The organism is Xenorhabdus beddingii, from assembly GCF_002127545.1.
GTDB lineage: Bacteria > Pseudomonadota > Gammaproteobacteria > Enterobacterales > Enterobacteriaceae > Xenorhabdus > Xenorhabdus beddingii.
Genome location: NZ_MUBK01000007.1, coordinates 1 through 23,270 on the forward strand (window position 1 = coordinate 1; position 23,270 = coordinate 23,270).

Annotated in this window: 17 protein-coding genes; 12 read left to right on the top strand and 5 right to left on the bottom strand. The window is 43.5% G+C overall.

What is annotated here, in order from left to right; translation table 11 throughout:
• The 5 genes from tssI to Xbed_RS05760 all read right to left on the bottom strand — a co-directional run.
• Nucleotides 1–1,393: type VI secretion system tip protein TssI/VgrG (gene tssI / locus Xbed_RS05740; RefSeq protein ID WP_244182413.1), on the bottom strand; the 1,393-nt coding region annotated here is incomplete at its 3' end.
• Between the two features lie 224 nt (nucleotides 1,394–1,617).
• Nucleotides 1,618–2,451, bottom strand: a complete 834-nt coding sequence (locus Xbed_RS05745) for a hypothetical protein (RefSeq protein WP_086111970.1) — start codon at nucleotides 2,449–2,451, stop codon at nucleotides 1,618–1,620.
• A gap of 12 nt (nucleotides 2,452–2,463) precedes the next feature.
• Complete coding sequence (locus Xbed_RS05750) at nucleotides 2,464–3,075, bottom strand: hypothetical protein (protein WP_086111971.1); 612 nt, start codon at nucleotides 3,073–3,075, stop codon at nucleotides 2,464–2,466.
• Nucleotides 3,076–3,818: 743 nt separating this feature from the next.
• Entirely contained in the window at nucleotides 3,819–4,802 is a 984-nt protein-coding gene (zntB, locus tag Xbed_RS05755) for a zinc transporter ZntB (protein ID WP_086111972.1), read from the bottom strand.
• Nucleotides 4,803–4,836: 34 nt separating this feature from the next.
• Nucleotides 4,837–6,456, bottom strand: coding sequence for a peptide ABC transporter substrate-binding protein (locus tag Xbed_RS05760; RefSeq protein ID WP_086111973.1), 1,620 nt, complete (start codon nucleotides 6,454–6,456; stop codon nucleotides 4,837–4,839).
• Nucleotides 6,457–6,621: 165 nt separating this feature from the next.
• On the opposite strand from Xbed_RS05760, the gene tpx reads away from it, so the two are divergent.
• The 12 genes from tpx (at nucleotide 6,622) to tssB (ending at nucleotide 23,267) form a co-directional block, all read left to right on the top strand.
• Nucleotides 6,622–7,125 carry a thiol peroxidase gene (gene tpx, locus Xbed_RS05765; protein ID WP_086111974.1) on the top strand — a complete coding sequence of 168 codons (504 nt, stop codon included), beginning with the start codon at nucleotides 6,622–6,624 and terminating at the stop codon, nucleotides 7,123–7,125.
• 490 nt (nucleotides 7,126–7,615) lie between these two features.
• Entirely contained in the window at nucleotides 7,616–9,652 is a 2,037-nt protein-coding gene (locus Xbed_RS05770) for a type VI secretion system Vgr family protein (RefSeq protein ID WP_086111975.1), read from the top strand.
• Nucleotides 9,653–9,770: 118 nt separating this feature from the next.
• Nucleotides 9,771–12,341, top strand: a complete 2,571-nt coding sequence (locus Xbed_RS05775; protein ID WP_086111976.1) for a DUF2169 family type VI secretion system accessory protein — start codon at nucleotides 9,771–9,773, stop codon at nucleotides 12,339–12,341.
• Nucleotides 12,338–13,411, top strand: a complete 1,074-nt coding sequence (locus tag Xbed_RS05780; protein WP_086111977.1) for a pentapeptide repeat-containing protein — start codon at nucleotides 12,338–12,340, stop codon at nucleotides 13,409–13,411. Before Xbed_RS05775 ends, Xbed_RS05780 begins: the two co-directional genes overlap by 4 nt.
• 14 nt (nucleotides 13,412–13,425) lie before the next feature.
• The gene (locus Xbed_RS05785) at nucleotides 13,426–14,043 is read left to right on the top strand and encodes a DUF3540 domain-containing protein (RefSeq protein WP_086111978.1); all 618 of its coding nucleotides are present in this window, start codon (nucleotides 13,426–13,428) and stop codon (nucleotides 14,041–14,043) included.
• A 12-nt stretch (nucleotides 14,044–14,055) separates the two neighbouring features.
• Nucleotides 14,056–14,457: a DUF4150 domain-containing protein gene (locus tag Xbed_RS05790; protein WP_086111979.1), complete on the top strand. Its 402-nt coding sequence runs from the start codon at nucleotides 14,056–14,058 to the stop codon at nucleotides 14,455–14,457.
• A 40-nt stretch (nucleotides 14,458–14,497) separates the two neighbouring features.
• Complete coding sequence (gene tssJ / locus Xbed_RS05795) at nucleotides 14,498–15,094, top strand: type VI secretion system lipoprotein TssJ (RefSeq protein WP_086111980.1); 597 nt, start codon at nucleotides 14,498–14,500, stop codon at nucleotides 15,092–15,094.
• 44 nt (nucleotides 15,095–15,138) lie between these two features.
• The gene (gene tssK, locus Xbed_RS05800) at nucleotides 15,139–16,479 is read left to right on the top strand and encodes a type VI secretion system baseplate subunit TssK (RefSeq protein WP_086111981.1); all 1,341 of its coding nucleotides are present in this window, start codon (nucleotides 15,139–15,141) and stop codon (nucleotides 16,477–16,479) included.
• 51 nt (nucleotides 16,480–16,530) lie between these two features.
• On the top strand, nucleotides 16,531–17,745 hold the full coding sequence (locus tag Xbed_RS05805) for a DotU family type VI secretion system protein (RefSeq protein ID WP_086111982.1): 1,215 nt from the start codon (nucleotides 16,531–16,533) through the stop codon (nucleotides 17,743–17,745).
• A 12-nt stretch (nucleotides 17,746–17,757) separates the two neighbouring features.
• Entirely contained in the window at nucleotides 17,758–21,450 is a 3,693-nt protein-coding gene (tssM, locus tag Xbed_RS05810) for a type VI secretion system membrane subunit TssM (protein ID WP_086111983.1), read from the top strand.
• 89 nt (nucleotides 21,451–21,539) lie between these two features.
• Nucleotides 21,540–22,613 carry a type VI secretion system protein TssA gene (tssA, locus tag Xbed_RS05815; protein ID WP_244182414.1) on the top strand — a complete coding sequence of 358 codons (1,074 nt, stop codon included), beginning with the start codon at nucleotides 21,540–21,542 and terminating at the stop codon, nucleotides 22,611–22,613.
• Nucleotides 22,614–22,712: 99 nt separating this feature from the next.
• Nucleotides 22,713–23,267 (top strand): type VI secretion system contractile sheath small subunit, encoded by a 555-nt coding sequence (tssB, locus tag Xbed_RS05820; RefSeq protein WP_208612201.1) that lies wholly within the window; start codon nucleotides 22,713–22,715, stop codon nucleotides 23,265–23,267.
• Nucleotides 23,268–23,270: the final 3 nt, after the last annotated feature.

Consider the following 23,270-nt stretch of genomic DNA (forward strand, 5'->3'; position numbering starts at 1 on the left):
AATTGCTGCCGACAATAATCGGTTGATCCGGGTCACCGTGGACAAAATCCACCAAGACTTCATGACCGATGCGGGGAATGGCGATCATCCCCATCAGTTGCCCTGCCCATGCCTGACTGACACGCACCCAGCAGGAACTGTGGTCATTGAACTCACCATATCTGTCCCAGTCAAACTGAATACGGACGCGCCCATGTTCATCACAAAAAATTTCCTCACCCTCCGGCCCCACCACAGTGGCAATATGCGGGCCTTCCATTTTGGGTTTCGGGTAGGGAGAAGGACGATAAGAGTTTTTCCGGGTGGTGAAGGTAAACTGATTGGATAGCCAAGTCCCGCTATCACCTGAATGGGTTTCATCGGCCTGTGGCTGGCTGCCGGAATGGGTGATTTGGATGAGCTGCCATTGATCATTGAAAACCGCTCTGGGGTGATCCGTCAGATTAAACAACAGCCCCGGCCACAGGGCGAAACAGTCACCCTGACCATGACCCAACTGGGTATCCCGGCGCAGGTATTCCAGACGATACTGGCTGGCTCGTTGCCCCGGTTCATCATCCTTAAAACGACTGGGAAAATCGTAGTAGTGGTAGCTGGGCAATGCACGCTGGTTTTGCAGATTACGCCCTTCATACCAGAACTCCCGGTTCCAGCGCGGATTCTTAAAGGTACGGTCTTTGGTCGTGATCGTGGCAACGCCCACCTGTTCTGACCAGACCACTTGCCGGATACCGGTGGTTTGACCGGTGACATCGGTTTCCGGGCGATAAGGCACGGAAATCACCCGATTGAGTGACAGGCAGGAATCGCGAAACACGATGCGTTGTTCATGCTGTTCCTGATCGAAAATAAAATAGTAAAAAAAGCCTTCATCGGCCAGCAGGCGCTGAATAAACGCCAGATCACTTTCATCGTATTGAACGCAAAATTCCCGTTGGCGATGTTTGTAACCGAAGTGAAAAAAGTAACTGCTTATTTTGTTTTCTTTCAGCAGGATCTCAACGATATCCATCACGGACTGGTTCTGGAAAACCCGGCTATTGACCCGCAGGGAGGCGCGCCATAAAGGGGGCTGAATAACGATGTGGTAATGGCTACTATGACGCCCGGTAGACAGCAATGAAAACTGCGTGACCATGCCGGTGACTTGCCGTTCAACCTGCCCGTTGCGATGTACCGCAAAGACGGCATTGCTGTCGAGGACGTTGGCAAAATCAATATCCGGCGTTTTACAGGTCAGAGTGGCTTCCAGCCGAAAAGGGGTAGATAGCGCTTCATTGAGAGAAAAATCGATAACTGCAAACGTTTGTTCGGGTAAATTTTCCGTCATCAAGGTAAAAACCAAACCTGAGCGATCAAGTTGTTGGTTGATTTTATCCATTACCCTGCTCATTTGTGTTCTCCATAATTTATTTATGTGTTAATTAGTTAATCATTGCCGAACCCTGTTGCTGATCATATCTATAAGATGGGAGTTTTCAGTGAGTAATAAAAATTTAAAATATGACTCAATAATCAGATGATTCTTATGAGGAGACATCCTCGTCACTTTCCACCCACCTTAACACCTTTCTATTCACAATTAGCAATGGGTTAGTTTATTAAACCCTGCCATTTTTAGCTGATTTCAGTCTCTTCCTCACCATTATCTACTCGCGTAAGGAGTATTTGCGCTGGCGTTTTTTCAGGAGGTTTATTGTAATGCTCTTTATTTAATTCACTGTCTGGAAACGGAGCTGTTATTGATTTTATATCAAGAATGTTATTGTCAACTTTGACAGAGCCTTCAAAATGACCCAATATTTTACGACCGGCGGTATGAAGTGAATCATAGAAGTTTATTTTTGGCTTTAACCCCGCACTGCCCAGTGCTTTCCAGGTAAAATCAATACAGCTATTCCACGTTCCGACGTAATAAAGGTCAAAGTCAGGATTATCTTTATCTCTGGCTAAATCGCCATATTTTTTCAATTGCTCATAATGTTCTTCTTTAATCTCTATGATTCGACTATATCGAGGTTTTTCATAATGAATTGTATCGAATGGCGTTACCTCTCCATCCCCCCATATTCCTGAATCAATGGGTGCAAAACCATAAGCATGCTTAGATTTTTCATCTGAGATTTCATACCACATATGTCCTGCTGCTGATGTCACTCGTTCTCCGTTCTCAAATTTAGGTTCTCCATTATCTTCATTAAGAGGGGTACCTGGATGAGCAGCATAAATGGTAACTGTATATCGAATCCCTAAAGATCGGATTAGATTTTCTACAAATACAGGCCTTGCTTGTGGAGGTGGACATACAGCGCAGGCTTTCCCTGCGGCATAATTATTATATTGGTCCGGATAAGCTGTGTAATTAATAAGAGTTGTCTTGTTTTCTTTTGTAAGACTATTGTCATTAGCGATATGCAGCAATAACTCTTCTGTCGAATTTGTTGGTGTCATATTTAAATATCCTTATTTTATAGCATGTTGTCTAATATAAACAGAATAACTTAAATCATCTATTTCTAACTCTGGCCAATTAGCTAGAACTTCTACCTGCAACCGATATTGTCCATATTTATAAGGATCAGCCAATTCAACCAAAGTAAAGAATATACCTTCTCGACTTCCATAACCCCCTATAATTTTAGTAAATTTTTTATCATATATTAATTCTTCTGCCAGATTGTCATTAATTTTATAGATTTTTACGTCTAAAATAGGATCTCCATTAAATGTAGTTATGGGGCCTTTCTCCGTAAAAATTTCATGAGTATAGAACCCTAGTTTAGCCCCCTCACGTTTATTAATTTTCAACATGATTTGAGGTGATGGGGTATTTGCAGGGATAAGATACAACAGCTTAGGCCTGGGTTGAGGAACTTTCCAAAAGACTAAATCTATTTTTTCCCCTTTTTTATACAGTTTAATAGGGGTTTCTATTGATTGATATCCACCAATTGTCGTTGCTTTAGGATTTAAGAAAAAGTAAGGATCTTCTGTAGGCGGGCGCATCCATTGAACCAGCAGGACGACCCCCGCACCAAAAAAAGCAGCAAACATAAATAGTATAAACTTTTTCACCCTATCTCCTATATTCCATCAGAAGAAAAAAATTGAGTATCCCGTGTCACAATTAAATGAATCTCAGCAATGATATCACTTCATCCTGACTCCTGAGTGAAAAGCATACTCCATTTCGTGCATGACGTCATTACCGAGAGATTATGATTGCATATTTATAATCAATTATAATTGATTATATGTTTTTTTAAAAAATTTATAACAGAAAGCATTTCCTAAAGCGGATTTTAACCCAATGAAATTGTAGTTTATAACTTGAGCAATTAATTTAATATCATTACCTTATTTATATCTATGGTGTATAAATTAAACCACAATAATCACATATTGATATCATTTATATTCATTCATTCAATAATTCCACTGGAATCCAAGGAGAATATATAAATTCAGACTTTTCTTAAATAAATGGAAATACAGCACATGGTTTTTCCTGCGACAGAGAGCGGGCTGATCAGGCGAATCTCACCGTAAACTTATCTTTGATCAAATTAAGTACAAAGCGGGTTTCCGCCCAAGCCACCCCAAAAACCAAAAAATAGCCGATGCTAACACTAGCATCGGCATAAGAATGGTCAATTATTCTGTACAAATCTCAATATGAGAAGAACTACAATTATGGAGCACAACGTTCATCGCTCAACGTTGTATTCACCTGCGGGAGTTATAGTGCCTTAATTGAGAAACCGGGTTATTGATATATCTCAAACTCGATGCCATTAATTTTTCCTATCCCCTTTTTCCTATAACCATTTGCTTCGCCTTAACCACAAGGCAAAAATGACCATCAGTATAGATAATAGAAAGCTGAATAGGCCGAACCCAAACCGGTAGGTATTGCCGGGTATTCCGCCTAAGTTGACACCAAATAATCCCGTTAAAAACGTCGTTGGCAAGAATATCATCGCCAACAGCGACATCATGTAAGTACGGCGGTTCATCGAGTCTGCCATCATGGAAGTAATTTCATCCGCAAGAACGGCGGTTCGGGCAATACAGCCATCAAGGTCATCCAGGCCACGCCCCAAGCGATCGGAAATTTCCTGCATTAACTGACGCTCATCGTCATTCATCCAGGGCAACCGCTCACTGGCTAACCGGATGAATACATCACGTTGGGGAGCCATATACCGACGCAGGACGATTAATTGCTTGCGCAGTAATACCAACTCCCCGCGACCAGGAACTTTTTGCTCCAGAATATTATCTTCAAGCTCAATCAGGTTATCATGGAGCTCTTCAATAAAATCATTGACTTCATCAGTCATCGCCCCGGCAATCTCAATCAGCCACTGCCCCGTGCTTTTTGCACCAACGCCATTATGTAAATCATCCAAAACTTGATCAATGGAATGAATCTTCCGATGACGGGTGGAGATAATGATTTTGTCATTAATATAGATGCGGAACGAGACTAAATGGTCAGGCCGTGCATTATCATTGCGATTGACCGACCTCAAGGTAATTAAAGTGCCTTCCCCCGTGCGCAACACTTTCGGGCGAATACTTTCATTCATTAACCCTTCCTTAATAGGAGGTGTTAACAATGTGGTATTCATCAGCCATTGATAACTATCCTGATTTTTATAATCAAGATGTTGCCAAAATGGTTGTTCTGTTGTGGCAAGTGAATCTTCTCCCAGTGCCACCATTCCCCCCTTACCATTTAGCTGACAGGAGTAAAGGGCATTTGAATCTTTAAATACCGAGCCATAGATCGTTTCCACATCTGCTCCTTGTTCGTACTGGTCTTTTTATAGTTTAGTGCTTGATGATATACATGTTATGACTATAGGCGACGTCTTCAGGATTGGTGATCGGGTATCCTTTTAGCCACGGTTTGATCAATCGACCATTGGTATATTGATAAATCGGGACAATCGGCACCTGTTCTGCAAGCACTCTTTCTGCCTGATTGTAAGCGCGGTTTCTGGCTATATCGTCCGTTTCATGACTCGCGGCGTTAAGCAATGCATCATAGTCAGCATTATGGAATTTCGCTATGTTGCCACTGTGGGTGGAGGTCAAAAGAGACAGAAAACTGGATGGTTCGTTATAGTCTCCCGTCCAGGACGCCCTGACCACATCGAAATTACCCGTGTTGCGGTTATCAACGTAGGTTTTCCATTCCTGATTAACTAATTTTACCTCCACACCCAGTTTTTTCTTCCATTCTGAGCTAACGGCAATCGCTATCCGCTGGTTATTTTCCAAGCTGTTATAGAGCAATGATATTTTCAACGGATTTTCCGGGCCATACCCCGCTGCTTTCAGCAATGCTTTTGCCCGTTCATCAAGCTCTTGTTGGGTTAATGCCTCTTGCTGGCTTTTCTCTGGCCGGAATCCCGCCGTAACGTCAGGGGTCAAACGCCATGCCGGTTTTTCTCCCGTTCCCACGACTTTTTTTGCAATTAAATTTCTATCGATTGTCATGGCCAGTGCCTGCCTGACCCGAACATCATTCGTGGGTGCCCGTTTTGTGTTGAAAGCATAGTAGTAGGTTCCCAGTTGATCCGGCGTGAAAACTTGTCCCGGAAGCTCCCGCAATAATTTTTGATACCTGTTTTTAGGGAAAGATTCCGTAATATCCAGATCACCTGCCAGATAACGTTGGGTTGCATGAGATTCCTGGTTAATCGGCATAAAGGTGACTTTTTTCAGTACCGTCTTGGGGTTATCCCAGTAGTTGGGGTTCGGCTTCAGGACAATTTTTTCATTCACAACCCGCCCCGTTAAGATAAATGCACCATTACCCGTTAAGTGCCCCACCCGAGTCCAATCGTTGCCATATTTTTCGACGCTCTGTTGATTGACAGGATAGAGACTGAAATTGGTTGTCATGCTGGGAAAATAAGGGACGGGTCGATCCAGACTCACCTTTAATGTATAAGGGCCGATGGCTTCTACGCCCAATTTTTCTGGCGGTAACTTGCTATCAATGATTTGCTGTGCATTCTGAATGCCCGCTAAGGCAGCGAACCAGGAAAAAGAAGATGCATTTGCAGGATTGACCAGCCTCTGCCAGCTATAAACGAAATCAGATGCCGTGACATTGTCACCATTAGACCACCGAGCGTCCTGACGCAATGTAAATATCCATGTTTTGTTATCTGTCGTCTTCCAGCCAATCGCAACGCCCGGGATCACTTGGCCGTGGGCGTCCTGATTGACTAAACCTTCAAACAGATCACGTAATACCTGCGCTTCTGTCAAACCGAAAGATTTTATCGGGTCTAGCGATGCCGGTTCATCTTTCAACTGGCGTACCAATTCCTGGCGGGGATCAAGTTGAATGCCAGCAGGAATATGGGCAGCAGAAACAGAGAAAGAAAGACCGGCCATGAGTAATACAGAAGGAAGTAACGTGAAATGATGATGCATAATTTTTGCCTTGTAAGTCTAATAATTACCCTAAAAATATATTATAAGACATTGTTAATTAAAGGAAGGTGGAGTATTTCATGAATATTGGTTCTATTTTTGTGGGCAAGATCGCACTATTCCTTTACACTGACGGCGCAGTTTACTTTATAGAGGGATAAAACCATGACACAAACAGTCAAGTTTCAAGGTAGTGATATCACCGTTAACGGAGATTTTCCACAAGTAGGTCAAGCGGCGAAAGAATTCACTCTGGTTGCTAAAGACCTTGCTGATGTAGCGTTAAGCCAGTACGCAGGTAAACGTAAAGTGCTTAACATCTTCCCAAGCATTGATACCGGTGTTTGTGCCACATCTGTCCGTCAATTCAATCAACTTGCCAGCGAGTTGGATGATACTGTTGTGCTGTGCATTTCAGCAGATTTGCCTTTTGCCCAGTCTCGTTTCTGCGGTTCTGAAGGCTTGTCTAACGTCATTACTCTTTCCACACTTCGTGGCGGAAAGTTTCAGGAAGATTACGGTGTTGCAATAACCGAAGGCCCATTGGGTGGATTGACTGCCCGTGCTGTTGTTGTTTTAGATGAAAATAACCAAGTCATTTATAGTCAGTTGGTTGATGAAATCACGAATGAACCTGACTATGACAGCGCGCTTTCAGCATTAAAATAATTATTCCATTATCGATGATAATATTGCTTTCGTTTTACGGCGCAGCAAACTAATTGTTTTATAAAAAAATTATTTTCATGGCGGTGATAATTTCACGATAGGTGAATTTATCGCCGCCAATTTTTATATATGCATAAAAAACACTCACCGAAACTCTAAATAATTCCCCTTTCCGCTGCAAAAATCACCTTCACCATTAAAAATGTAATTAAATCAATCAATTACATTTTAAACGGTCTGTTTTACAAATCTAAAACAACATGATTCAAAATTTACTATTCCGTCACAAAAAAAGAAACAAAGGTTATAATCCTGTTGCAATATAGTTTCTTGTGTGAAATATTTGATTCGCGTTAATAACCATAAGAACTAAATGAGTTGATAGCGGTTAGTTGATAACTGTAGTTAGAAAATATTAGAGGTTTTTATTGATTTTCTGGCCCTCCACTAAAGGTTCATGCGGTAGCTTTGGTTTTAAAAGGAGTATTTGATGGAAAAAATCATTATTGCTCACTCTTCACTGGGTGATGACGATTTGCTGTTTAAGTCGTTGAAAGGAGAAGAGAAATTATCAACTATTTATAGTTTCGAAGTTGAACTGTTTAGTAAGAAAAAAGATATTGACATCAAAGAATTACGAAACAAACCAATATCTATTGAGATCAAGGACCCAGCGAATACTTCAGCAGAATCACGCTATCTGAGTGGATTGGTGCGTGAGGCCATTTCCTGTGATTACTACGACAACTATTTATATTTGTATAAGATCATCATCCAGCCTGCTTTGTTTACTCTAACCTTAAACAAAGATTTCAAAATATGGCAACAGAAAACCGTGCCTGAGATTATTAAGGATATTCTAGATAAGCATAAAATAAAATTTAAGAATTCTCTCACTGCAAAATATCAACCATTAGAATATTGCACCCAATATAAAGAAACTGATTTCAATTTTCTGAGCCGAATAATGGAGCGTGAGGGAATTTATTATTATTTTCAACATGGTAAAAAGGAACATACACTTATATTAGCTGATTCACCTCAATCTCATGCGGCTCTGTCAGGATATTCTTCCTTTGAATATTACCCTAATTCTCGTCCGCCCAGAAAAAAAGATAAACATTATTTATATGGCTGGACGGTAAGTTATTCAATTACACCAAAACTCTATACAATGAGTGACTATAATTTTCTTAAACCCAACGCACAGTTAAAAGAAACGCAGCAGAATCCAGATGCCACGGTGCCAGAAACAGAGCTGTTTGAATGGCCGGGGAATTATACCGAAAGTGCCCAAGGGCAGTTCTATGTCAAGGTGCTGCAACAGTCCTGTACCGCACAGAGTCAGTCTATCAACGCGAAGAGTAAAGAGTCAGGCATTGCTCCCGGTTGTACTTTCACATTGTCCAAGGCGTTACGGGATAAAGATAATGGTGAATACCTGATTATCAGCACGAATTATGAATTCTACCAAACCCCATACCTTATCGGGAGAGATGATTCTCTCCCCGATAAAACAGAAGAAAACGTGACTGAATTTACGGCTATTCCAGCCAAAGTGAATTGGCGCGCTCCCCGCATAACACCATGGCCAATCGCAGGCATAGAGCCGGCCACTGTGGTTGGGGCCAGTGGCAAAACGATTTGGACAGATGAAAATGGCCGGGTTAAATTGAAATTTCACTGGGATCGAAGCGATACAAAAGACGATAAAAGCTCCTGTTGGGTTCGCGTTTCCAGTAATTGGGCGGGGGCTAAATTTGGAATGATACAGATCCCCAGAGTTGGGGAAGAAGTCATCGTCAGTTTTGTTAACAGTAACCCTGACGACCCCCTTGTCATAGGACGTAGCTTTAACAAGAATAATATGCCGCCTTGGGGCTTACCTAAAGAAGCCACAAAAATAGGCATCATGTCGCACAGTCTCGAAGGAGGAAATGATAATTCCAGCTACTTGTTTATCGATGATGCTAAAGATAAAGAGTCTTTCGAAATACACGCTGAAAAGGACATGACCGTTTCCATAGAGAATAACCAAACCGTAAAAATTGAAGGTGAGCGTGAAACAACGGTAGAGAAAACAGAAACGGCTATCTTCAAGGATCAACAAAAGACCACCGTTACCAACGGCAAAGAGATTGAAGTCACTAGTGGTGGGATTAAATATACTATTTCTGATGGCTATAAAGCCGATATCACCGGCGATAAAACAGAAAAAATCAGTGCGGCTGCAAAATTAGATATCGGTGGTGATAAAACAGAAAAAATTGGTGCCGCTTTTAAGTTAGATGTCGGTGGTGATAAAACGGAAAAAATCAGTGCGGCTTTTAAATTAGATGTCGGAGGCAATTTTACAGAAAGTGTGACTGGAAATCACAAGTTAAGCATCACGGGTAATAAAAATGAGTCAGTCACAGGCAGTGCCGAGGTTAAAGCAACTAAACTGGCTTTACAATCTAATTCTACATTAGATATTAAGAGTGCAGCCATGATTTCCGTATCAGCCGGAATTATCAAACTGGGTTAGCCCACTGGAAATTTTCCCCGTGCATTCCTTATGTTAGCGTTAGTGAGAAGTCATCTCTAATACAAAAATAAACTGCATCACTCCTTTTTCTCTTCAAAGACTCATTCGGGGCGTTTCAATGAAAATCATTAAACCTCTGCGCTTAAGTATGCTTTATCGCCCTTATCGCTGGCTGCAAAAAAATTATCTTGGGGTCTCCATAATGACTCTGGCTGATATGAGTGCATCCCCTCGCCTACGACCAGAGCCTGAACTTTGGCAACTTGCAGAGGCTGAATTGAAAACCTGCAATGGCATCATTGATCTTGCCATGCCCAAATCCTGCGCTGAATTCCTCGCGACAGGCTATGCCTATACTCATCACCAGACAGATAAAACATCGTGTTCTGCGCGTATTCAGGTTGGGCAATTGGATAAAACATTGATTGCTTTCGGCGACCGTCATTGGATTGATGATAGTCCATCTAAGCCCCTGACATTTGAACAGATGCGACTCGACTGGAGCCGGGCTTTCGGGGGAAAAGATGATGAGGAGAATCCACAAGGTCTCGGTTTCACGCCAGAAAAACAGGAAGATGGCACCGAGATCCATCGGTTGCCGAATATTGAAGCCCTGCACAGACAGTTATTATCGCCACGGGATAAACCCAATCCAGCCAGCTTTTGTCCATTGGACTTTATGTGCCCACGTCGTTTTACCCGTATAGGTAAAAAATATGACAAGGCGTGGCTGGAAAATGAATTTCCCGGTTTTGCCCACGATATCGACTGGCGGCTGTTTAATGCGGCTCCCCGCGATCAATGGTGGGAACAATATGAAGCGTTACCTGAAAAAGCAGCATGGCGCATTTGGAATATGCACCCGAAGAAACCGGTGCTGGAAGGCGTACTTCCCTCATGGCAGGCGCGTTGTTTTATCAAGCGATTGCGGGGTGATGAAGAGGTTTTCGAAGAAATTGTCATGCGCAATACGACCGTCTGGTTTTTTCCCCATTTAGAACAAATGATCCTGATCTGGCACGGTTGTGCACCGATTAATGAAGATGATGCCACTGATGTTTTACAGATGCTCGCAGCAATGGAATTGAGTGGAGAGCCTCGTACTGAAAGCGATTATCTCCAAATACTCAACCAGCGCACAGATAAAGAAAAAGGGGCACTGTATGCCTTCCGGGAAAAGGATTTGATTCCAGAAGAAATTATTGGCCCGTGGGTGGATACAGAACAACCGGAAAATGACAGCCCTCTGAGCGAGAATCTGCAAAATCGTGAAAAACGCCTGCGTGAGCAACAAAGGGAACGGATGGAGAAATATGGGCGAGATATCAATACATTAATTCCTCTTGTCACTGAACGCCCCCCTAACCCAAAGCCTGATGAATTGCCGGAGTTTGTCAATCAAATCGAACAAGACGCGATGCAAAAACACACTGAAGCCGAGCAACACAGGGAAAAAATTCTGGCGCGAGCCAAAGCATTGGGCATCAATGTCAATAACGCCACAATGGAAAATCAAGCCAGGGGGCCACAAAATTTCCATCAGGTACGGGATATGCTGCACCAACAGCAACAACAAACAGGACTTAACGATGAACAGCTAACGCAGGCAGAACTGGCCTTGTACAAAATGTATCTGGCTTCTGCGCAATCACACAGTCCTGCCCTGCGTTTACCCACGGATTTGTCACAGATTATTCGCAAACACGCCCAACGGATCATGCAGAAAGGCGGTAATTTCTGCGGGATGGATTTTACTGGCGTTGACTTCTCCGGCATGGATCTGCGCGGTGCCCATTTTTCCCGTGCCTTGCTGGAAAGCGCCTGCTTCAATAACTGTCAACTGGATGATGCAGATTTCAGTGAGGCCATGCTGGTCAGAACAGAGATATGCCATGCCTCTTTATATGGCGTAAAACTGGATAATGCCAATTTGGCACAGGCAGTATGTAAACAGAGCGATTTTTCCGTAGCCAGTTTTAAGGAAACTCAATTGCAGGAGACGTTGTTTGACCATTGTCGATTCAACAATGCCACCTTCACCGATTTATTCCTGCAAAGTACTTTTATCACCCATTGTCGCTTTCAGCATTCACGATGGCAGAACTGTACTTTTCTGGAAATGACATTACCTGCACTTAAGTTCAACTACGCCAACCTAAATAAAGTGTCTTTTATCAAATGTCAGCTAGAGAAAGCGGTTTTTGATCATGCCACACTGGATGGCTGTTCATGGGCGGAAACAAAAGCAGAGGCCATCCATTTTCGTTCTGCCAAGTTGCTGGCCTGTTCATTTGTTATGGAAAGTGACCTGAATCAGGCCGATTTCAGCAATGCCACATTAACAGAATGTAACTTGCGTCAGGCCTATCTGGTTCAGTCTATATTTCATTCGGCAACCCTCAATAACAGTGACTTAAGCGAAGCAAACTGCCAGTTAACCAATATGCAGTATTTGAATACGGTTCAAAGTACATTCATCAGAACCGATTTTCAGGGGGCACAGTTAAATAATGCCAATCTGATAGGCGCCCTGATGCAGAAATGCAGTTTTAATGGAACTGATTTAAGGGAGGCCAACCTGTTCCGTACTGATTTGTCCCAATCCATCATTGATGATTTAACGTTGATTGATCATGCCTATACAAAACGGACTAAAACTTTACCCAAACGCGATCAGGAAGTGATATGAGTACACTGACGGCGGATGAACTCATGATTAAAATCAGGCAGGGTGACGTCATTGAAAAAGTCAATTTGCAGGGAATATCATTGACTGGGTGCAATTTATCCGGGGGCAGATTCAAGGCGGTCGATTTTTCAGAAGCTGATTTTTCCCATTCCATTCTTAGAGAGTCCGTTTTTATTGAGTGCCTGCTGGAAGAAACCCGTTTCAATTCGGTCATGTGCGATCAAACCCAATTTGATCAATGTGGTATGGTCCATGCCAAGTTCAATAAAAGTACCTTGAACAATAGCGTATTCACGCAATGCGTTTTGGAAAAAACCCAGTTTAAAATGACCCAACAAAATAGTAGCCAGTTTTCATCCTGTAATCTGCAATATGCTGATTTTAGTGACAGTGAGCTTGATCGGGTGACTTTTATCGGTTCTTCACTGGATCACATCATATTGCATCATTGTTCCCTTTTTCTGGTTACCTTTTTCCGGCAGGACTTACGGAAAACTGATTTTTACACCTGTGAATTCATCAAAACGGTTTTTTTTGCCTGTGATCAACGTGGTCAGAATTACCAAAAACAGAAATTTCAAGGGTGCCTGTTTACTGATAATCAACTTGAAGCGGTCAATTTCAACCATGCCAAATTGACTCAATGCAACTTTAAGGGCGCTGGATTGCAAGACGCCCAGTTATCCGATGCCGATGCGACTCAAGCGTTATTCATTGACACCGATTTAACGAGTGCATGTTGTCGCAATAGTTTGTTCAATGGGGCTATTTTTATCGGCGCTTGTCTTAACCTGGCTGACTTCCGGCAAAGTCAGTTGCGACAAGCCATCATGCACAAAGTCCATGCGGTAAATACACAATTTGCCGGCTGCGATATGACTTATACCGATCTTTCCTATGCCAATATCAGTAAAAGTGATTTTCGCACCGCACGGTTCATGAGAACGCTCTTTCACCGTACTCACCAGGTTGGAACCTTATTTTCTGACCGTCAGGGCATACTGGAAAATGATCCTGAGCTATTTGCTGCTGAAGAGTGGAGTACTCAACAACGCCAACGTAAAATTTAACTTGGAGAATCGATATGACGGAATCCTCTTATGCTCTTTCTTCATATTCTCTTGCTACAGAGCCACTACAACAGATTGCGGGTCAGGTTGTTAATATTCTTCAAGATGGCAGTTTGATGGTCGAAAGCAAAAACCGTGGATGGCATTGCCGGCGGGCTGCAAGCTGCCTTTTAACCCCTGAAATGGGTGACATCGTATTAATTATAAAGACCCATGAACAGTTATGGATATTAGCGGTTTTAGAACGGGCAGCACAACAGAATCCGGCTGAAATAAACATACCCGGTGATTTATCCATTACTGCCCAGGGAAATTTAAACCTGAGCAGTAACGGGCTGAATATCACGGCAGATAATGGGAGCTGCCATATCAATGAAATGCAATACAGTGGTGAATCTCTGTCCGCTTGGGTTTCCATCACCAGAGTCATCGGCAATCAATTTGAATCGGTTTGGCACGTCGTCACACAATTAAGTCATCGCCTATTCCGCCATACCATCCAGACCGAACAAGTCCACGCTGGGCAATTAGATATGCAGGCTGAAAGCTATGCGCGGTTACATGCCCAAAATACCGTCGTTTCTGCCAAGGCAATCACCAAAATAGATGCGGAACAGATCCATATTGGCTAGAGAGGTAAAATGATGTTCGCTAATACCCAAGGTGGCGGCTCTGATATGGCAACACCCGATGTCTGCCTGACCCCGGCGCCGCCCAGCCCTCCCGTACCCATGCCTTATCCCAATATCGCACAGGGTACGAGCGGGATTTGTGCCAGTACCTGCAATATCCTTTTTGTGGGCAGTCCGGCCCATAACATTACAACAACCATTGCCATGACAAATGGCGATAATCCGGGGGTCAATCTGGGGGTTGCTTCGGGTATGGTGATGGGACCCTCCCGGCATACGCTGGGAGCCAATAGTATTCTGATTAAAGGTTCACCGGCAACCCGTCTGTCAAGTCCCACCATGCAGAACTCAACCAATGCCATAGGGTCACGCATCTGCCCCAGCCAGACAAAAGTCATGATCTCAGGCGCCTGATTCATCTTGTTATAGGGCAAAACGAAAGATGAGGAAGACTATGGCTAATACCGGCGTTAATGCAGGAAACATTTTCCATGAGAAACCGTCTTTCGATAACAAAGTCAAAATAGCTTCAATAAATAAATTAAGATTAAACATCAAGCGGATAAGGACGATATTACTCCCGCTCATTTTGATGGCATTCGCCGGGTGTTCTTCATCACCAGAGCAGAAAATATTACCGCCCTATCAATTGCATTTCGACGCCCAGCCTAACGTGAATGACTCAGCGCCACTGAAAATACGAGTTATGCTATTGAAATCCAAAGAAGAATTTATGTCGGCTGATTTTTTCGCCCTACAGGGGGATACAAAGGCGGTATTGGGCGATAAGTGGGTGAATGTTGATCAGTTTTTTTTACTTCCTGCCCAAAAATCACATTTTCTGCGTGAAAAGAATGTTCCCGAAGCCAGCTATATCGGAATTTTAGCTGAATATAAGCAGTTGAATGGGAAAAGATGGCGGATCTCATTCCCGGTTCCCGAACCTGAAGAACCCGCTTTTTACCAATTTTGGGCATCATCGCCAGACGAATTAAACATCGACATTCAGGTCACCGCCAACGGTTTGGCTCTTGATCATCAATACAAATAATAACAATCAATACAACTAACGTATGCCGCAAGGGAAGGAACTGCATGAATAGATCAGAAAAAGTTATCTGGACAGAAGGCATGTTTTTGCGTCCCCATCATTTTCAGCAGGCTGAAAATTATCTGGAGGCCTATGTTCGTGATTGGGGAATGGCCCAGATTGCCTATTATTGGGGCTTTCTGACGCTGAAATTAGATCCGTCATTCCTTGAGCAAGGCAAGGTGATGGTTTCATCCGCCAGCGGCATTTTTCCTGATGGAACCCCTTTTCGTTTTACTGAAGCCCAGGCACCCACCCCATTGCAGGTTGCGGAAAACCAAACAGGAGAAAAGGTGGTCTTGGCACTACCCATTTTCCGGGGCGGGAAAGAAGAGATCATTTTCAGTGAGAGAAACGATTCTATGGCGCGTTTTGTCAGCGTTGAATCTGAAGTCAATGATTTTAATGCCATGTCAGTCGGAAGAGCCACGGTGCAATTTGGGAAAATGCGCCTGCGGCTGATGCTGGAGTCAGAATTAACACCAGAATGGACGTCACTGAGTGTTGTGCATATTGTGAACAGAACCCGTGATAATAAATTGCATCTCAATCCGCAATTTATTCCTCCCCTGCTCAATTGTCATGCACATCCGCAAATGGTCAGTTTCATGACTGACTTACAGGGATTGCTGGAACAACGCCGCCAGCAAATAAGCCAGCATTTGTTACAACTGGGGCGAAACAACGATTCAGAAGTCATGGATTTTCTTCTATTGTCCTTGGTCAATCGTTATAGCGGCCAGGTGAGCCACATCCGAAACTTGCCATCACTGCATCCGGAACGTTTGTTCAGCGAATGGCTGCAATTTGCAGCCGAATTGACCAGTTTCACCCGGACACGCATACCCGAAGAGACGTTCCCTCTTTATGATCATGACAATCTGGCGATGTGTTTCAATCACCTCATCTTCCAATTGCGGCAGGGGTTATCCATCATTCTGGAAGAACATGCCATTCAGTTACCGCTGACCGAATATTCTCATGGGTTGAATGTTGCCACTCTACCCAACGCCAATATGCTAAATACGTTCAGCTTTGTGTTGGCTGTCTATGCTGATGTGCCCAAAGAAACACTGATGAGCCGTTTTCCCACACAGATGAAAATCGCGCCTGTTGGCCGTATCCGTGAATTGGTTCAGTTGCAGTTACCGGGCATTTCAGTATGCGCAATGCCCTCTGTTCCCCGACAGCTCCCCTGGCATTCAGGTTACCTATACTTCGAATTAGAAAAAGAGGGTGAACTCTGGAACCAAATGGAAAAATCGGGTGGCTTTGCGTTACATCTGGCGGGTGATTTTCCCGGCCTGAACATGGAATTCTGGGCTATTCGCAATCAGTCCAAATAGAAAACAGTCCAAATAGTCAGTCCAAATAGATAGCTAGAGGGAACGTTTCATATGACGCAGAAAAAACATCCTCACAGTGACACTGTGCTTTCTGGTGATCCCCGTGACAATCCCTTGGTTCATGCTGCAAACCGCTTGTTGAATAGCATCCCACAGATCCGTCATTCTACTGACCATCCAGACCCGGCCGATTTACGGCAAAAACTGATTGATGAAATTCGCAGCTTTGAAGTGAAATGCCAACATGCCCAACTGGCTTATGAAGTGATCATTGGAGCACGTTACTGCCTGTGCACCGCGTTGGATGAAGCCGCAGCACTCACCCCCTGGGGAATTCGCAGTGTCTGGTCCGGCAGTGGGTTACTGGTCACTTTTCACAATGAAACATGGGGAGGTGAAAAATTTTTCCAGCTATTAGCGACGTTATCACAACAACCCAAAGAAAATTTGTGGTTGCTGGAACTGATTAACTTTTGTCTACAACTTGGATTTGAGGGGCGCTACCGTATTATGGATAACGGACGCTCCCAGCTTGAGACAGTGAAACAGCGCCTGTTTCAGTTGATTCATTCAATCCGTGGCAACCATCCCCCAGAATTATCACCGACGTTAAAGAGTATTACGGTTCAGAACAAATCCTGGCAGTCCCCTTTCCCCATCTGGGCCTGTGCAGCGATAGTCAGTTTCTTCGTGTGTATTCTGTATATCGGATTGAACTGGCAATTGGGGGATCTGACCAGCCCGGTTTTAGCCACCATTTATCAAACCAATATTCCTAATGTATCTGTCGATGATCGGGTATCCCCTTCCGTACCACCGACGTTCAATCTGCAAGAGATGCTGCGGAATGAAAGGACAGCAGGATTGCTCAGTGTGAACGATGCGGCGGACAGAAGCATCGTGACGTTGAAAGGTGATGGATTGTTCAGGACCGGTTCCATCCAGATTAAAAGCAACTATCTGGCTGTCATCAAACATATTGCCCAAACAGTCAACAATTTCAAGGGCGAGATCCTGGTCATTGGCTATACCGATAACATCCCCATTCACAGCGCGAGCTTTGCATCCAACTATGCACTGTCTCTGGCCAGGGCAAAATCAGTAAAAAGAGAACTTCAGAAATATCTGGATCAACCAGAACGGGTCAGAACAGAAGGAAGAGGAGCCAGTAACCCTTTGGTTCCAAATGATACGCCAAATCATCGGGCTAAAAACAGACGAGTAGAAATCATACTGTTAGTTTCTCCTGTAAACCAGACGGAGTGAGAAAATTTAAACATGTTGAACGCCATTCTTTCTATCATTATTAACCCGTTATTGTGGAGTTTCCTTGGAATAACCGCCATTTCTTTCATTATCTGGACGATTGGCCCGATTATTTCCATTGGCAACGCCGTTCCTTTTGAGTCGAATTTGGTACGCATAGTTACCATTGCCTTATTCTTCTTTATCTGGATCTTGACCCTGTTAATACCTCGCCTTTATCGGGCACGGTTGAATAAAAAACTCGCCAGCCCATCGAACAAGGACAGCAAAGATAAGAAAGAGGGCAATAATGAAAGCGAACAATGTCAATATGTACAATATGCCTCACTGTCAGAACGCTTTTCTGATGCTGCACGGCTCCTGAAAAATGCCTATTTTTATGGTCTGAATACCAAATACAAGCCGAACTGGAAGTTCCTTTTCAACCGCCAATACTTATATCAATTACCCTGGTATGTCGTTATCGGACCACCCAACTCAGGGAAAACTACCGCGCTGGCAAATTCCGGCCTGCACTTTCCATTGGCAGACCATTTCGAAACATTGTCCCTGCAAGGCATAAAAGAAGCGAATAACTGTAATTGGTGGTTCACCAATGACGCGGTTTTTCTGGATACGGCCGGGCGATATACCCTACAAGATGCACAGCATCCGCAAGACGCCAGTGAATGGTACGGTTTTATTAAACTATTGAGAAAGTATCGTAAACGTCAACCCCTCAATGGCGTCATTATTACCATCAGTGTGGAAGATTTACTTAATTCACCAAAGGAAGCCTGTGAACGGCAGGCTTATCTGTTACGCCGCCGTCTGTCAGAATTGCATGAGCAACTCAAAATCCGCTTTCCAATTTATGTCGTCATCACTAAAACGGATTTATTGAAAGGATTTAGTGCTTATTTTTCGCATCTTGATAAAGTTCAACGCAATCAAATCTGGGGATTTAACTTTCCGTGGGACAAGACTGACTGGAATATAAGCGAGGTTTTTGAACAGCAATATAGTCTGTTACAAAAAAGATTAGATGCAGAATTACCCGATATCTTACTGCATCAGAATATTCCTCGATACTGCGCCGAAAGTTATCTGTTTCCACAAGAGTTCGGGACACTGCGCCCATTGATGGCGCAATATCTTGAGATAGTATTCGCTAAATCCGGATTCGAAATTCCTTATTCACCCCGTGGGCTTTATTTCACCAGCGGAACACAAAAAGGCGTGCCATTTGATAAGGTCATGGAAGGATTTAATCAAAATCTCCAATTACCAACCGACAATGAGAGTCGTTCTCTATCATGGAACAGTAATAAGGCGTGGGAGAATAATGGAAATATTGTGTCTCAGCCTCCAATTCATCAAGTTTATTTTCTAAAGGATTTACTGGGAAACCTGTTTCAAGAAGCCGGATTAGCCAGTTACAACCGTTGGTGGGTATACCGCAATCATCTACTGAATGGATTAGCTTATACTATTCTGGCGGCGGCGTTGGGGCTGATTATCACCCTATTTTTTACCAGCTATAACAACAACAAAAATTACCTTATGGAAGTACAGGCTAAAATCTCCCCTATCCTGCGCCAAGGGGCAGAGTTAAGAAAAAACACCGACAATACCGATATTTATGCCTTACTGCCGATTCTGAACAATCTGGCTAACTTAGCAAAAAGTAAGCAATTTTCACTTGATGATCCGCCTCTCTCCTATCGCATGGGATTGTATTGTGGAGAACAGATCAGTGATGCAAGCCGGACTCTGTACACCAAAACCCTCAATGCGTTGCTGCTGCCACAGGTAGCGCAGTTAATCACGACCCAGATGCGCCGGGATCAGGGCAATAATACGGATAACACATACAGTACGTTGAAAGCCTATCAAATGTTGTATCAGCCTAAGTATTATGACAGCCGGTTTTTACGTCATTGGGTCATGCAATATTTGCAAACCTACTTACAACCTAATATTCCCCAAGAACAGTTGGCTCAAATAGACAGTCATCTCAGGCAATTACTGGATAATCAAATTGTTACTTCGCCCTATATTCGTGATAACTCACTGGTGGAACAAAAACAGGCACTCCTCAGCAATATTCCACCCGCACAACGCATCTATACCCATTTGAAAGATAGCTTGTTGAATGACGGGAACTTATCCCCGGTCAGTTTAAGAACGCTTGCAGGCTCCCAGACTGAACTCGTTTTTTCCCGTATCAGTGGTAAACCCATCACTCTCGGTGTACCCGGAATGTTTACGCCGGCGGGTTATAAAGCAGGTGTCGGCAAAAAACTCAACGCGCTTATCAAGACATTGTACAGTCAGGATAACTGGATACTTGGCCATTATGAAAGAAAACAACCGCCGGAAGAGATCGCCGTTTTCGTCCGCCAACTTTATATCAATGATTATATTTATCAGTGGGATCAATTTCTGTCTGACATCCGCCTGAATGATTTCGTCACTCTGGAACAACGCGCCAATGTAACCCGGTTATTGGCTTCAAATCTTTCTCCCCTGCGTTACCTACTGATTAATGTCAGCAAGAATGTCAATCTGGATGAAGGACTAAGCGATGGCAAAGTCAATAAAATAAGCCGTCTCGTAAACAGTAAACCCAGTTCATTAACCCAATCAGTGACCAATCAACGACGGCCGGAAAATGGGCAACCCACGCCAGAAGAAATACTCAGAGAGCACTTTGCACAAATCATTGCCTTGGCAAAAAGCCCTGATGGTCAGAACAAGAAAATTCCTTTTGATGAGGTACTTAAACAAATCAATGAATTACATGAATATTTAAATTCAGTACAAGATGCAGCCAATATAGGTATGCCTGCTCCATCAGACAAAATCATCACGCAGCTACAAGCAACGACTGAATATTTGCCCACACCGTTCAACGGCATGATTTCTTCACTGGCGATGGGTGCCAGCAATGATACCCAGCTCAATGACATAAAGAGTGTCAATAAGCATCTCAGCGCAGAAGTCAGCAGTTTTTGCAATCAGGCCATTGCCAATCGCTACCCTCTGACACATCAGGCACGTAGTGACATCAAACCGGATGACATGGCCCGGATGTTTGCCCCCGGATCAGGCATAATGGACAGTTTTTTCCAGAAAAATCTGGCGGGGAAAGTGGATATCACCCAATCTGACTGGCGTTTTATACCTGAATTAGTTAGAAAAAATGGCGCTGGAAAAACAGTCATTGGAAAAACAGTGCCGGAAAACGGCAATAGAGATCTGCTCAAACCGTTCAAACAAGCCCAAATTATCCGTAATACCTTTTTTAGCAGCGGAACACTCACCCCTTCATTCCGCGTCATCGTTCGCACGATTGATATGGATGACAGTATCCTGAACATGATACTGGATGTGGATGGTCAGCAATTACAATACAGTCATGGCCCACCCGTTTCACTGTTGCTCAATTGGCCCGGCCCCGGTAAAACCAATCAGGTTCGCATCCAATTGAATTTAGTTGATGGAACCACCGCCAGTTTAACAACTTCGGGTCCGTGGGCTTTAAACCGCCTGCTTGATGATGCAAGCGATTCTCAACTAAAAACAGCCCCTAACGATGATATGAGCCTACAGGCAACATTCAATATCAGTGGTCATCATGTTTCATTGAAATTTATTCCAAACAGTATTTTCAGCCCGTTTCAGTTACCCAGTTTCACCTGCCCCAGCCTGATGACGTCATAAAAAAACACGCGTGTATTTAATCATCAACATCAGCATCGGTTAATACAGATATTATTGCCGTAGATATTATTACTATGGATATTGTTACTATGGATATCGTTACCATGAATATTGATGCCTTACTTGAACCTGTCAGCACCGAATTACCTTGCGGGGAAGATTTGGAATACGATGTCGAATTTATGGAATTAGAGCAATCCTTGTTCGGAAAAACAGAACAACAGTTCGGCGATATCACTATTCCAGCAGAATCCCCCAACTGGATACAGGTAGAACAACAAGCCATTAACCTATTGACTCGTACCAAAGATCTGCGGGTCGTCATTGCGCTGGCCCAGGCATGGCTGGAACTACGAGGACTCTGTGGTTATGCGGATGGCATGAATTTGCTCAGACAGATACTGGAACGTTATTGGGAAGAGGTTTGGCCAATACTGGAGTTTGAAGATGAATATGACCCCTTGTTCCGCCTGAATATACTGGCAGCCATTGAAGATGATTCACCTCTCACCCTGCAAGTACAACGTTCCATTCTGTTAAAAAGTATTTCAAAAGAATTATCGTTGCAGGAAGTCTATTCATTACTGGATGGCTCAATAAGTGAACTCAGTGGTTATACCGGGGGGCGCACCCGATTGCAGGATGAGCTGAAACAACACGTCAACAGCCCTGAAATTTTGGCCGTCACCCGTATTCGCGATCACCTCTGTGCAATACTGAACATTATCCGCCAGAAATTATCACCAAATCATACGCCTGAATTGACCAGACTTTTAAAAAATTTGAATAAGGTGATTGAGTTCTGCTTTATACCTCAGCCAGCCATGAACAGCCCTGAGGGGAAAATGCCTCAGGAGGCCATGCAATCAGTCTCATTTGTGAAACAGACTGAACCTTTATTATCAGCGACGGCGGTGGATCAAGCCGCTATTCCCTGGAGTGAGATTGAAGCCAGCAACCGCGATGAAGTACGCATGTTATTGGAGAAATCCAAAAACTATTTTCTCAAATATGAGCCAAGCCACCCTGCCCCGATGATGATTGCCCGCATTCTGCGGTTAATTGATCGTGATTTTATTGACATTGTTTATGATCTTGCCCCGGATGGGTTAAACCAACTCGAAATTATTTTTGGTCGCCCGGATAATTTTAACTCAAATTAGCATTCATCGTTTCTGGTCTTAATGCAACATTCGGATCACCGAATGATTTCTTATCAGCCTGCCAAATTAATTAGCTAGTACCAGTAAGTCAATGGAGAAATTGCCATGAAATCCAGTGGACAAAAGTTTATCGGTCGAAATCGTCCCCCGAGGGTACAGATTGAATATGATGTCGAACTCTACGGTTCAGAACAGACAATTCAATTACCGTTTGTTATGGGGGTCATGGCCGATTTAATCGGAAAACCGATAGAAGCGTTGCCTGAAGTCAGTGATCGCAGCTTCTTGGAAATTGATGTTGATAATTTTGATGAGCGCATGAAATCACTAAAACCCCGTGTCGCTTTTCAGGTGGACAATACCTTAACGGGTGATGGACAACTCAGTATCGAACTAACCTTTGAAAAAATGGAGGATTTTCAACCTGGTGCCATTGCTAAAAAAGTGGAACCACTGGCCAAGCTACTGGAAGCACGAACTCAACTGGCAAACTTATTATCCTATATGGATGGCAAAAGTGGTGCAGAACAACTGATTACCGATATTCTGCAAAACCCTGCCTTGCTGAAATCTCTGGCCGAAACGCCAAACCCCTCAGAGAGTGCCCCTGAAGCAGAGAGTCAACCTGCTGAAGGGACTGAAAATAAGGAGTAATAC

Excerpts from the sequence above, each read along its gene's own strand:
- tssJ (WP_086111980.1), top strand. The coding sequence starts at position 14,498 with ATGGCTAATACCGGCGTTAATGCAGGAAACATTTTCCATGAGAAACCG.
- tpx (WP_086111974.1), top strand. The coding sequence starts at position 6,622 with ATGACACAAACAGTCAAGTTTCAAGGTAGTGATATCACCGTTAACGGA.
- Xbed_RS05770 (WP_086111975.1), top strand. The coding sequence starts at position 7,616 with ATGGAAAAAATCATTATTGCTCACTCTTCACTGGGTGATGACGATTTG.
- tssK (WP_086111981.1), top strand. The coding sequence starts at position 15,139 with ATGAATAGATCAGAAAAAGTTATCTGGACAGAAGGCATGTTTTTGCGT.
- Xbed_RS05775 (WP_086111976.1), top strand. The coding sequence starts at position 9,771 with ATGAAAATCATTAAACCTCTGCGCTTAAGTATGCTTTATCGCCCTTAT.
- tssM (WP_086111983.1), top strand. The coding sequence starts at position 17,758 with ATGTTGAACGCCATTCTTTCTATCATTATTAACCCGTTATTGTGGAGT.
- Xbed_RS05805 (WP_086111982.1), top strand. The coding sequence starts at position 16,531 with ATGACGCAGAAAAAACATCCTCACAGTGACACTGTGCTTTCTGGTGAT.
- tssA (WP_244182414.1), top strand. The coding sequence starts at position 21,540 with ATGGATATCGTTACCATGAATATTGATGCCTTACTTGAACCTGTCAGC.
- Xbed_RS05785 (WP_086111978.1), top strand. The coding sequence starts at position 13,426 with ATGACGGAATCCTCTTATGCTCTTTCTTCATATTCTCTTGCTACAGAG.
- Xbed_RS05790 (WP_086111979.1), top strand. The coding sequence starts at position 14,056 with ATGTTCGCTAATACCCAAGGTGGCGGCTCTGATATGGCAACACCCGAT.
- Xbed_RS05760 (WP_086111973.1), bottom strand. The coding sequence starts at position 6,456 with ATGCATCATCATTTCACGTTACTTCCTTCTGTATTACTCATGGCCGGT.
- Xbed_RS05780 (WP_086111977.1), top strand. The coding sequence starts at position 12,338 with ATGAGTACACTGACGGCGGATGAACTCATGATTAAAATCAGGCAGGGT.
- Xbed_RS05745 (WP_086111970.1), bottom strand. The coding sequence starts at position 2,451 with ATGACACCAACAAATTCGACAGAAGAGTTATTGCTGCATATCGCTAAT.